The 12,337-nt window shown below is 65.9% G+C and carries 8 protein-coding genes; 7 read left to right on the plus strand and 1 reads right to left on the minus strand.

Features of this window, described 5'->3' with window-relative positions; translation table 11 throughout:
- Nucleotides 1–560 precede the first annotated feature (560 nt).
- The 6 genes from dnaA (at nt 561) to BN3906_RS08740 (ending at nt 9,415) form a co-directional block, all read left to right on the plus strand.
- Nucleotides 561–2,348, plus strand: a complete 1,788-nt coding sequence (dnaA, locus tag BN3906_RS08715; RefSeq protein ID WP_066587255.1) for a chromosomal replication initiator protein DnaA — start codon at nt 561–563, stop codon at nt 2,346–2,348.
- A gap of 898 nt (nt 2,349–3,246) precedes the next feature.
- Nucleotides 3,247–4,446 carry a DNA polymerase III subunit beta gene (gene dnaN / locus BN3906_RS08720; RefSeq protein WP_078057313.1) on the plus strand — a complete coding sequence of 400 codons (1,200 nt, stop codon included), beginning with the start codon at nt 3,247–3,249 and terminating at the stop codon, nt 4,444–4,446.
- 16 nt (nt 4,447–4,462) lie between these two features.
- Complete coding sequence (gene recF / locus BN3906_RS08725; RefSeq protein ID WP_066587257.1) at nt 4,463–5,740, plus strand: DNA replication/repair protein RecF; 1,278 nt, start codon at nt 4,463–4,465, stop codon at nt 5,738–5,740.
- A complete protein-coding gene (locus BN3906_RS08730; RefSeq protein ID WP_066587260.1) occupies nt 5,733–6,323 on the plus strand; it encodes a DciA family protein in 591 nt (196 codons plus the stop codon). The genes recF and BN3906_RS08730 overlap by 8 nt, the downstream gene beginning before the upstream one ends.
- Before the next feature lie 85 nt (nt 6,324–6,408).
- Nucleotides 6,409–8,451, plus strand: a complete 2,043-nt coding sequence (gene gyrB / locus BN3906_RS08735; protein WP_187119924.1) for a DNA topoisomerase (ATP-hydrolyzing) subunit B — start codon at nt 6,409–6,411, stop codon at nt 8,449–8,451.
- A complete protein-coding gene (locus BN3906_RS08740) occupies nt 8,444–9,415 on the plus strand; it encodes an alpha/beta fold hydrolase (RefSeq protein ID WP_066587268.1) in 972 nt (323 codons plus the stop codon). The genes gyrB and BN3906_RS08740 overlap by 8 nt, the downstream gene beginning before the upstream one ends.
- Before the next feature lie 91 nt (nt 9,416–9,506).
- On the opposite strand, the gene BN3906_RS08745 is transcribed toward BN3906_RS08740, so the two are convergent.
- Entirely contained in the window at nt 9,507–10,841 is a 1,335-nt protein-coding gene (locus tag BN3906_RS08745; RefSeq protein ID WP_078057314.1) for an ROK family transcriptional regulator, read from the minus strand.
- Between the two features lie 141 nt (nt 10,842–10,982).
- Between BN3906_RS08745 and BN3906_RS08750 the strand changes: the two genes are divergently transcribed.
- Nucleotides 10,983–12,296, plus strand: coding sequence for an LLM class flavin-dependent oxidoreductase (locus BN3906_RS08750; RefSeq protein ID WP_078057475.1), 1,314 nt, complete (start codon nt 10,983–10,985; stop codon nt 12,294–12,296).
- Nucleotides 12,297–12,337 lie beyond the last annotated feature (41 nt).

Raw genomic sequence — 12,337 nt, forward strand, 5'->3', positions numbered from 1 at the left:
AGCCACACTCCGGGCCACAATCCGGGCCACAGGCCCCGGACAGCCGGGGGAGTCCCGGGTGGAAACCCGGGGGATGCTCCACCGACCCTTCCGGGGGGACGGATGTCCCCGCGCCGTGGAAAACACCCGGACGCCGTGGAACAGCAGAGCGCCGCAGGTCAGGGAACAGGTTGCACTGTCCACACACAGCTTGTGGACAACTTCGTCCGCCCCCGAACCTTCAAGGTGTTGTTTAACCCGCTAACGTGCAGGTCAGACCGTTTTCCACAGCCTCCTTGGGGTTGTCCACAGCAGTGGAGTAGCCTGTTGACAACACAGCCGGAAAAGTTATCCACAGGTGTGCACAAACCTGTGGATGCGCAGGCCACACCGCCCCGGGGTTTTCCACATCCCGGTGGGTTTCCTTCCGGTGAACCCTCGGTGTCCCCTGTGTATTATTTCGTCGGCCGTGTCCGTGAACGGGTAGACCTACGGGGTCACCCCGGAACGGGCTACTCTGACATGTCCCGGCCCCGATTCACCCCTCTCCCGATTCGCAGACCTTCGAAAGGACCGACCCGATGACCACACCAGAGGACTTTCCCTCCGTCTGGGCGAACCTCGTCACCCGGTGGGTCACCGCAGATGCGGATTCGGCTGAGTTCCCCGAGATCACCCCCCGTTCCCGCAGCCTGCTGCAACAGCTGGACCCGGTGGTCGTCGTCGACGGGATTGCTGTGCTCACCGCACCGTCGAACTGGGTGTGCAATGAAACAAAGAAGAAGATCAGCGGAGACATCAGCGAAGTCCTGGAGAGAGAACTCGGCTATCCGGTGACCCTGTCCCTCAGCGTCAAGGAGAGGACACCGGAGCCCGCCGCCGAACGTGCTGCGGAACAGTCCCACGACCAGGGAGTCCAGCAGGGACTTCAGCGGGACTCCGAAACGGCCACCGGCCAGGAGGAACTGCGCCCGCCCGCAGGAAAACCCTCCGTGACCAGGGTTGACGCCCCGCCGCAGGTCGTCGCAGCCCGTCAGGACGGCGCAGACGGGGACCGTCGCCACTCCGTGTTCAGTGAACTCCCACCGGTTCCCCCGGGACCGGTGCACACTCCTGACCTGTGGGAGAACATGGCGGACGCCACGTTCCCCGGACCCGTCGACACCGCAGGTGGCGCGGTCGGTGTCCAGCCTTCGGTACGGCCCTCCGCCGAACCCCCGTCACCGTTCACGGACCATTCCGCCGTTGCGGAACCGGTCACAGTCACCGCCGGAATTCCCGTGACCACCGCGGCAACTGCCCCGGCCGCGGCGGCGACCCACGCCGACGACGAGAACCGGCTCAACCCGAAGTACACTTTCGACACTTTCGTGACCGGTCCGTCGAACCAGTTTCCGGCGGCTGCCTGCCGCGCGGTGGCCGAGAACCCGGGGAAGGCGTACAACCCCCTGTTCATCTACGGGCAGCCTGGTCTGGGCAAGACCCACCTTCTGCACGCCATCGGCCATTACGCCCGGGAGCTCAAGCCGACCATCCGGGTCCGGTACGTCTCCAGCGAAGAGATGACAAATGAGTTCATCAACGCGATTCAGGGCGGACCACTGGCCCTTGACCAGTTCAAACGCAACTACCGCAACCTTGATCTGCTGATCGTCGACGACATCCAGTTCCTTCAGGGCAAGGAATCGACCCAGGAGGAGTTCTTCCACACCTTCAACGCCCTCTACCAGGCGAACCATCAGATAGTCCTGTCGTCCGACCGGCCCCCGTCGCAGCTCACCACCCTCGAAGACAGGCTCAGGACCCGCTTCGAGGGTGGACTCACCACTGATGTCAAGACCCCGGACCTCGAGACCAGGATGGCGATTCTGGCGAAGAAGTCCCAGCTCAACGGCGCTGAAGTTCCCAGGGACGTCCTGGAGTTCATCGCCAGCCGTAACGAGTCGTCCATCCGCGAACTCGAAGGCGCGCTGACACGGGTGGTGGCCTACTGCTCGATGACCGGGGAACCGATCACCATCTCCGCTGCGGAGGTCGTGGTCAAGGACATTCTCCCGCAGGATGTCAAGATCACCTCGGAGATGGTCATCGAGGTGATCTCGGAGCATTTCAACGTCTCCCTCGACCAGCTGACCGGCCCGTCGAAGGTACGCAAGATTGTCACGGCACGACAGTTCGGAATGTTCCTGACCAGGGAATACTGCGAGATGTCGACGACGAAGATCGGTGAGGTGTACGGGGGCCGGGACCATACCACCGTCATGCACGCGGAAAAGAAGATGAGGAAGGCGATCCAGGAGAACACCGTCATCTTCGAGCAGTTCCAAGAGCTCACCCAGAAGATCAAGTCCCGAGCCCGGCAGCGCTGACATCTGCGCCGGGGGCCGGCAGTCGGAGGGGACTGCGCAGTCGGGCAGGAAGCTGCGGGCAGGTGTCCGGGTCAGGTGTCCGGGGAGGGACAACGGGGAGGGAGGGGAGGACGCCCAGAACGAAGAGGAACTCCCGGCGGAGCAGAACGGGCACATACAGAACCTCCGACGGCCGGAGTCGGGCAACCCGGTCGCTCTGTCCACACTCTCCACAGGTTTATCCACAGCGATGTAATTACAAGTCTGTGATCCGCCGGGATTCCGTCCTGTTCAGCGGTGGAGCCGGAATCAGCCGTCCAGGAGATCCACCGCCAGTGGATAAACCCCTCCGCCTGTGGATGAATCACAAGACTGTGCTTCAGCCGAAGCTGTTCTCTGATCTTTCCTCTGACAAAGTACTGTTTCTGCAGGTCAGAGACCCGCAGGGTTGTGGACAACTTGGCGTCCTCCAGTGCAGAATCCGGTGGAACGCCTGTGGACAACCGCGCGGCGACGGGAGTTGTCCACAATTGGTCCGAGTTATCCACAACTGTGTGACCCTCAGCTCCACAGCTCCGTCAAGCCCACGAACAGGCCCGATCCGTGGTTGTCCACACGTTCCACACTCCCTACTGCTACTGCTACCGATCTACTGGAGATCATCACGAAGAAAAAGGGGGTGGGGATACAGCGACGCGGTCACCGGCACGGCCGGGACCCGCGCACCGTCCCATCTCAGGGGATGCCTCGCGGCAGTCCACCCCGGTGGACTACTGTGGGACGACAGAGCCGAAGGTGTTCCCTGCCCCGGGCAGGGTCACATCCCAGCCCGGGAGTGCCGGGAACGCCGGCAACCCGGGTGTTCGAATCATGTTCGAATGAGTGACACCATGAGCGACCTGCAGAAAGGTGACGACGAGTGACCACCGACCAGCTGGGGGACCAGCAGTCCGTCAGCTTCACCGTGGCCAAGGACGACCTCTCCTCGGCCCTGGCCTGGGTGGCACGCAGCCTCCCGAGCAAGGCCTCGCAGCCGATCCTGCGGGGAGTTCTCATCGAGGCCACGGACGAAGGGCTCCAGCTCTCCGGCTTCGACCGCGAGGTCTCCACGAAGGTCCGGGTGTCCGCCGACGTCGCGGAACCCGGCCGGATACTCGTCGCCGGCCGGTTGGCCTCCAACATCATCGGCGCACTCCCGGACAAGCCGGTCCGCATCGATTTCGACGGCACCAAGGTGCTCGTCAACTGCGGGAGCTCCCACTTCGAGCTCCCCGCCATGACCATCGACGACTACCCGGTGCTCCCGGAATTCCCTCCGGTCGCCGGAACACTCGACCCTTACCTGTTCTCCGAGGTCATCAGCCAGGTGGCGGTCGCCGCCGGACGCGACGACACCCTTCCCATGCTCACCGGTATCCGCATGGAGATCGACGGTGAACACCTCGTCCTCGCCGCCACCGACAGATTCCGTCTCGCGGTGCGCACCGTGGACTGGGCCCCCGCCCGTGCCGACATCTCCGCCGAACTGCTGATACCGGCACGGACCCTGGCGGACACGGCCCGTTCCCTCGATTCCACCGGGGAGCCGGTGGAGATCGCACTGGACACCGACCCCTCCTCCGGGGGCAGCCGGCTGCTGGGCATCGCCACCAACGACCGGAGGTCGACCACCCGTCTCATCGACGCCGACTTCCCGAAGTTCCGCCCCCTTCTGCCGAAGCAGAACACGTCCCTGGCGTCCGTGGAGATCGCACCGCTTCTCGACGCCATCCGGCGCGTCTCCCTCGTGACCGAGGGGAACTCTCAGATCAGGATGGCCTTCGAGGACGGTGGGCTGACCATCTCCGGTGGTGGTTCCGATATCGGTGTCGCAGAGGAGCAGCTTCCCTGCGCATTCGTGGGTGAGCCTCTGGTCATCGCGTTCAACCCCGGATACCTCAAGGACGGTCTCGGGGCGATCCACACTGACCGGGTGGTGTTCGGGTTCACCCAACCTTCCCGTCCCGCCATCCTCCTCCCCGAACCCGAGGATCTTCCGCAGCCCGGGCCCGACGGCGCGTTCCCCACCCCGGAAACCCCGTTCATCTACCTGCTCATGCCGGTCCGCCTTCCGGGTTAGGGACACCGCCACCTGCATGTACCTGCGCTCACTGCATCTCGGGGACTTCCGGTCCTGGGCGTCACTCGACCTCGGGCTCGGTCCCGGTGTCACGGTGTTCGTCGGACCGAACGGCAACGGGAAGACCAACATCGTCGAGGCGGTGGGCTACCTGGCACACCTGTCGTCCCACCGGGTCAGCGGTGACGCCGCCCTGGTCCGTGAAGGACAGGACCGTGCCCGGATCTCGGCCACCGCGGTCAACCACGGCCGGGAACTCACGGCCCACCTTGTCATCAACGCCCGCGGGGCCAACCGCGCGGCGGTGAACCGGACGCCCTGCCGGAGTCAGAGGGAACTGACCGGGATCGTCAGGACGACCATGTTCGCACCTGAGGATCTGGCCCTGGTCAGGGGGGAGCCGGAGCAGCGTCGGCACTTTCTCGACGAGGTGATGACCGCGCGGTATCCACGGCTGGCCGGGGTCCGTGCGGACTACGACAAGGTGCTGCGGCAACGTAACGCCCTGTTGAAGTCGGCGTCCTCCCCGGCGGCGGTGTCGGACACCCTCGATGTCTGGGACGGACAGCTTGCCCGGCTCGGCGGGGAGATCATGTCCGCCCGGGTCCAGGTCGTCCACGATCTCGCACCCCATGTCGCCGACACCTACGGCAGGCTCGCACCCGGTTCCCGTCCGGCACACATCGCCTACACGTCCACCGTGGACGCCGATCTCGGAGAGATCGGGATCGGTGCGGAGCCCTCCTCGGGCACGCACTACCTCATCGACCCCGGTGTCGCCGAGGCCGTGCTGCTGGCACGGCTGGCGGAGCGCAGGGACGCCGAGATCGACCGCGGCGTGACACTCACCGGTCCGCACCGTGACGATCTTCAGCTCGTGCTCGGTACACAGCCGGCTAAGGGGTACGCCAGCCACGGCGAGTCCTGGTCATTCGCGCTCACTCTCCGGCTCGCCTCACACCGGATGCAGCGTGCCGACGGTACCGAACCGGTCGTCATCCTCGACGACGTCTTCGCCGAACTCGACCGGACGAGGCGGGCGGCCCTCGTCGAACTGGCGGGTGAGGCGGAGCAGGTTCTCGTCACTGCAGCGGTTGACGAGGACATCCCCGCCGGACTTCTGACGTCCGCGCAGGTCCACACGGTGCGCGCGGAGGTGACGGAGGAGGGGCGGGTCTCCGGGCTCGACGTGCCCCCGGGGCCGGCCGGCACCTCAGATCCTGCGGATCCTGCGGACGGCACAGCCGGCACAGCCGGCACAGACAGCGCAGACGGGAGGGTCGACGGTGAGTGACAGTCTTGACCGGGAGTACCCGGAACACGATCCGGTCGCCGCGCAGTGGGAGAAACTCCGGCGACTGTCGAAGCCTGCGCCCGGGGCGTCAGGCACCGGGAAGGGGGACGGCCTGTCTCCGGCGCCGGTTCCGCAACGGCAGCCCTTCAACCCGCGGCGTCGGCGGGGGAACCGTCCCCGGACCATGAAGACCCGGTACGACGGTCGTCCGGACCGCAGCTACCGTGATCCCGGCGTGTTCGGGGAGCTGGTGCAACGGGAGATCCGTCGCAACGGCTGGAACCGCAACTTCGCCGTCGGCACACTCAAGGGAAACTGGGCGGGGATCGTCGGCGAGGACGTCGCCAGACACACCACGGTGGCGATGTACAAGGAGAAGGAGCGGCAGCTCCACATCGAGTGCGACTCCACCGCCTGGGCGACGAACCTGCGCCTCATGCAGTCGATGATCCTGCAGACCATCGCGCGGAAGGTGGGGCCCGATGTCGTCGCTGAACTGCGCATCTACGGTCCGCGTCCCCCGAACTGGAGGAAGGGCCGCTACCACGTGAAGGGTCGGGGACCGCGGGACACCTACGGATGATCCCGGAGCCGTCCCCGAACAGGTAGGATGGTGTGGTTGGAGCTGTAATTATCAAGGAGTGGAAAAGGCTGTGGCTGAGGCTGAGATGAGCGCTGGACAGGGAACCCACCACGGATCCGAGGACTACGGCGCAGACCAGATCACCATCCTGGAGGGCCTCGAAGCGGTCCGGAAGCGTCCGGGCATGTACATCGGTTCCACCAGTGAGCGTGGTCTGCACCACCTCATCTGGGAGGTTGTCGACAACTCCGTCGACGAGGCCATGGCGGGTTACGCCGACCGGGTCGAGGTCACCCTCAAGGACGACGGCTCGGTGGAGGTCACCGACAACGGCCGCGGCATCCCCGTGGAGATGCACCCCACGGGGCGTCCCACCGTCCAGGTCGTCATGACCGAACTCCACGCCGGCGGCAAGTTCGACTCCCAGGCGTACGCCGTGTCCGGTGGTCTCCACGGTGTGGGTATCTCTGTCGTCAACGCCCTGTCCACCCGGGTGGAGACCGAGATCCGCAGGGACGGCTACCTCTGGCGCCAGGTCTTCGACCACTCGGTCCCCGAGGAGCTGGAGCAGGTGAAGAAGGCCCGCGGAACCGGCACGAAGCAGCGTTTCTGGGCTGACCCGGAGATCTTCGAGACCACGACCTACAACTTCGACACGGTCTCCCGCCGGCTGCAGGAGATGGCCTTCCTCAACAAGGGACTGACCATCACCCTCACCGACGAGCGTCACCACGTTGTCGAGCAGGAGGAGGACCTTGCCGACGCCGCAGCCGACGAAGCAGCGGCACCCCGGGCCGCCGGAGAGGTCGACGACAGCGGGTCGTCCGGGCGGAAGGTCCGGACGAGAGTCTTCCACTATCCTGACGGTCTCAAGGACTACGTCGACCACCTCAACAAGAACAAGACCCCGGTCCACCCCACCGTCATCGACCTGGAGGCGAAGGGGGAGGACCACGAGGTCGAGATCGCCCTGCAGTGGAACTCCGGGTACTCCCAGTCGGTCCACACCTTCGCCAACACCATCAACACCGTTGAAGGCGGCACCCATGAGGAGGGGTTCCGCGCCGCTCTGACCTCGTTGATGAACCGCTACGCCAGGGACCACAAGCTGCTGAAGGACAAGGAGCCGAACCTCACCGGTGACGACTGCCGTGAGGGACTTGCCGCGGTGATCTCGGTGCGCGTCGGAGACCCCCAGTTCGAGGGGCAGACGAAGACCAAGCTGGGGAACTCCGAGATCAAGGGGTTCGTCCAGAAGGCCACCAACGAGCATGTCTCGGACTGGTTCGACGCCAACCCCGCCGAGGCCAAGGCCATCGTCAACAAGGCGGTCTCGTCGTCGCAGGCCCGCGTCGCCGCGCGTAAGGCCCGTGACCTGGTGCGCCGGAAGTCCGCCACGGATCTCGGCGGTCTCCCGGGCAAGCTCGCGGACTGCCGGTCGAAGGATCCGGTGCGCTCCGAGATCTACATTGTGGAGGGTGACTCCGCAGGCGGGTCGGCGAAGTCCGGACGTGACTCCATGTTCCAGGCGATTCTCCCGTTGCGCGGCAAGATCCTCAACGTGGAGAAGGCCCGCCTGGACAAGGTCCTGAAGAACGCCGAGGTGCAGGCGATCATCACCGCTCTGGGCACCGGTATCCACGACGAGTTCGACATCAGGAAGCTCCGCTACCACAAGATCGTCCTCATGGCGGACGCCGATGTCGACGGCCAGCACATCGCCACCCTGCTGCTGACCCTGCTGTACCGGTTCATGCGCCCGCTGATCGAGGAAGGCCACGTGTACCTCGCCATGCCGCCGCTGTACAAGCTCAAGTGGGCCAAGGGTGAGCCCGGTTTCGCCTACTCCGACGCAGAGCGGGACTCCCAGCTCGCCGAAGGTATCGCCGCCGGGCGCAAGATCAACAAGGACGACGGCATCCAGCGTTACAAGGGCCTCGGCGAGATGAACGCCAAGGAACTGTGGGAGACGACCATGGACCCCGCCGACAGGATCCTGAAGAAGGTCACCCTGGAGGACGCCGCGGACGCCGACGAAACCTTCGCCGTCCTCATGGGTGACGACGTGGTCGCCCGCCGCAGCTTCATCACCAGAAATGCGAAGGATGTCCGTTTCCTCGATGTCTGACACCCCCTCACCCCGCCAGTCAGCCACCACCCCGTCATCGATGTACGTGTCCATGCCGGGCGGATCAGTCTCCACCGTGCTGCTGTACCCTGCCGCAGCACAGGTCTCCTCCGCGGCTGCGGGGTCCCCGCGGCCTCTCGTCGTGGTGTGGCCCGGATTCGGCATGGGTGCCCGGTACTACCGGCCGTTGGCCGAAGAACTGGCCCGACGTGGCTTTCCCGTGGCTGTCGGGGAACTGCGCGGGCAGGGGTCAAGCACAGCGGTGGCGTCACTGTCCTCCCGCTGGGGGTACCACGACATGGCGTCCCAGGACTATCCCCGGACTGTCCGCGCCGCGAAGGCCTGGTTCGACCTGGAGGAGGACCACCCGACCGTCCTCCTCACCCATTCGATGGGCGGTCAGATCGGGGCACTGTTCCTCGCCCGACCGGAGGCGGCGGAACTCGGGGTGGTCGGCATGATGGGTGTGGGAACCGGATCACCCTACCACCGGGCTTTCCCTGACCCCGAGAAGCGTCGGCTGCGGATCGGCGGCATCGTCATGCGGGCCGTGAGCTCCGTCCTCGGCTACTGGCCGGCGGGGCCCCTGGACGTGGCGAACTACGGACGACAGTCCGGCGTGCACCTGCGGGAATGGGCCCGGTTCGGTCGTACCAACTCCCTGGAGGACCTGAAGGGCCGGGACATCGACTACATGGACGCGATGCAGAAAGTCAGCGTACCGGTGCTGCTCACCAGGTTCGTCGACGATGACTTCTGCACGGTCGAGTCCTGCCGGGCACTGGCGTCACTGCTGCCGAAGACTTTTGCCAGGATCGAGGAGCTCCCCGAGACCCTGGGCCACAACCGGTGGGCCCGGGAGCCCGGTCCCGTGGCCGACCGACTGGAGGCGTTCGTCGGGCAGATCCGTGCCGACCGTACCGGCGCGGACAGTGCCGCCGCTGCCTCCGGCGAACCTCGCTAGACAGCACCGGACAGCGTCAACCGGAACCGGTCCGGGGGTCTGGTCGGGGTGACCAGGCGGTGATCAGGCCAGGGGGATCAGGCCAGGGGGATCATGACAGGGGGTCTGACCACAGCCGGTGCAGGGCGGTGACCGCGGCAGCCCGTGACAGGATCCCGTCACCCGCCCGCTGGATGCTGAGACGACGCCTCGGGGCGTCCCCGCGCAGGTGACGGGCGATGATTTTCACGGCGCCGGGATCGGCGGTGAACGCCTCTCCCGCGAAGACCACTGTCGCAGGGTCCACGACTTCCACAGCCAGTGAAATGATCTGGCCGAGCAGTTCGGCACGTTCGTCGAGGAGTTCCCTGGCCACCGGGTTCGTCGAGGACAGCGCGACGAGTTCGCTGACCGATGAGACCCTGATCCCGCGCCGCCGGGAGGCTTCGAGGACTGCTGTCGTCCCCAGGGGATGTCCGGAGCCGTTCCGGGAGACACTGAAAGACCCGGATTCGGCGATACGGGTGAAGGCGGCGGGGGAGACTCCCGTGAACGGCTGGTGGACGGCGTCCCCGACGATCCAGGCGTGGGCGACAAGTTCGCGGGCATAGACGTAGAGCGTGGATCTGCCGCCGGGGATGTCACTGTCAGCTGTTCCCAACGGGGTGCTGGTCAGCTCAGATCCTGCCATGGCACCGACACCGGTCGCCAGAGACACGGGAAGTCCACTGCCGGCGGCGGCCCTGCCGAGGATTCCGGCGACATCGACCGAGTTCCAGCCGTATGCACGGGAGGAGACATGCCCGGTCGCGTCGACGGGGGAGGAGAAGGCGACACCCAGACCCACCGGGTCCGGCAGGCCTCTGGCCAGGGAGGTGAGGCCGTGGTGCACGGCTTCGAGAGCTTCTTCGGGTGGGAGGTCCGGCAGAGGTAGTTTCAGGGTCCGGGATCTCAGGGGGCGTCCGGAGCCGTCGACCGCGACAAGTTGCGTACTGCGTAGTCCCACGTGTGCTCCGAGGGCGGTGAGGTGGCGTCCGTCGGGAAGGAGGGTGGTTCCCGGGCGTCCTACCGTGGTTGCGGAGCTCTGGGCGGGGGAGGCCTGTTCGACGAGGCCGGCGTCGATGAGGGCGGCGACGTGCCGGGTCACGGTCGGCTGTGACAGGTCCAGGTCCTGGTGGAGCCGTGACCGGGTGATGCCGGGTGAGGTCCGTATCTGGTGGAGTACGCGTGCGGGACCGGTCACCGGGGTGGCGAAACGTGCGGTGGACACCACGGCAGGCTCGGCAGGTTCGGCGGGCTCTGCAGTTCCTGCCGGTCCGTTCTGAGTGGGGGCGTGGGACCGGGAACGGCCGGAGGGTGCGGGGTACGTGGTCTGTCGGTACACGGTGGGGCGGGTCCCTGTGGTGGAGGTGGGGCGGGTCTCGGGGGAGAGTGCGGTGACGGTCATGGGTTACACCTTAGGTCAGTTGGAATGAAAAGAACAGACCGCTCTGTCTGTACTCTTGCAAAGCGGGAGGTGGGACCCGTTCCGCTCACGGCGAATGGAACGGTGGAGCCGGGAACAGACAGGGTGGTCTACTCGGAGCCCATGACGACGACATCCACCGAACTGCCCCTGTCACTGCCCCCGTCCCCGGAAGTGACACTCCACTGGTTCCTTCCCACCAACGGCGACTCCCGGGGGATCGTGGGAGGGGGTCACGGAGCCGGTGCCGAGGTCGGTGACCGATTCCCTGACCTGCGGTATCTTACCCAACTGGCACAGGCCGCAGAGTACAACGGATTCGAGTCCGTCCTCACCCCGACCGGACGCTGGTGCCAGGATTCCTGGCTCACGACAGCCGCACTGCTCAGCGCAACGGACCGGCTGAAGTTCCTTGTCGCCTTCCGCCCCAGTCTGGTTCCCGCTGCGCTGCTCGCCCAGCAGGTGCAGACCTACCAGGAACTCTCGGACAACCGCCTGCTACTTAACGTGGTGGTCGGAGGGGAGGACGCCGAACAACGGTCCTTCGGAGACCACACGACGAAGGAGGAACGGTACGCCATCGCCGACGAAGCCCTCGACGCCGCCTCCCGACTGTGGTCCGAACCCGGTCCGGTGAACTATGAAGGAGAACACGTCCGGATTGAAGGTGGCGTCCTGGCCCGCAGGCCCCGGGTGGTGCCGAGGATCTTCTTCGGTGGTTCCTCACCGGCCGGTATCGAGGTGGCGGCCAGGCGGGCCGAGGTCTACCTGACATGGGGGGAGCATCCGGACGAGGTCGCGGAGAAGCTGTCGCGGGTAGCGGCCCGGGCGGCAGAGTACGGCAGAACGCTCGAGTACGGTATACGTCTCCACGTCATTTCGCGGGACACCGAGGAAGAGGCCTGGGCGTCCGCCCAGAGGCTCTATGATTCCCTCGACCCGGACGCCGTGGCCCGGGCCCAGGCAGGTCTGAGGACCTCGCAGTCTGAGAGTCAGCGTCGGATCGCGGAGATCCACGGTCGTGGTGCGGCGTTCCGCCAGGGAGGGGACGCCAGGGACCTGGAGTTCTTCCCCGGACTGTGGTCGGGGATCGGTCTGGTCCGGGGTGGTGCGGGTACCGCGCTCGTCGGTTCCCATGATCAGGTGGCGGAGAACATCGACAGATTCCGTGCCGCGGGTATCCGCCACTTCATCCTCTCCGGTTATCCGCACCTGGAGGAGAGCTTCTACGTCGGCGAGGGAACGGTTCCCGCACTACTTCGCCGTGGCGTCACAGTGACGAATCACCCTGAACCTCGGGTACCTTCTGTTTCTTCTGAGACCGGCTCCTCCGTGGGAGGGAAACCGGCCGGAGCACTCTCCGGAACACAGATCAACCCGGTTATCGACACCTCCGTCGACCATGCCGCAGTCAGCTCTGTCGGAGGTGCGTCATGACGCCTTCCGGTGCTTCACCCGGTTCAGTCCCGGACGCCCGT

The organism is Corynebacterium provencense, from assembly GCA_900049755.1.
Lineage (GTDB): Bacteria > Actinomycetota > Actinomycetes > Mycobacteriales > Mycobacteriaceae > Corynebacterium > Corynebacterium neomassiliense.

Bases quoted from the DNA above. Each gene is read 5' to 3' on its own strand.
- BN3906_RS08750 (WP_078057475.1), top strand. From the start codon at position 10,983: ATGACGACGACATCCACCGAACTGCCCCTGTCACTGCCCCCGTCCCCG.
- BN3906_RS08745 (WP_078057314.1), bottom strand. From the start codon at position 10,841: ATGACCGTCACCGCACTCTCCCCCGAGACCCGCCCCACCTCCACCACA.
- gyrB (WP_187119924.1), top strand. From the start codon at position 6,409: ATGAGCGCTGGACAGGGAACCCACCACGGATCCGAGGACTACGGCGCA.
- recF (WP_066587257.1), top strand. From the start codon at position 4,463: ATGTACCTGCGCTCACTGCATCTCGGGGACTTCCGGTCCTGGGCGTCA.
- BN3906_RS08740 (WP_066587268.1), top strand. From the start codon at position 8,444: ATGTCTGACACCCCCTCACCCCGCCAGTCAGCCACCACCCCGTCATCG.
- dnaA (WP_066587255.1), top strand. From the start codon at position 561: ATGACCACACCAGAGGACTTTCCCTCCGTCTGGGCGAACCTCGTCACC.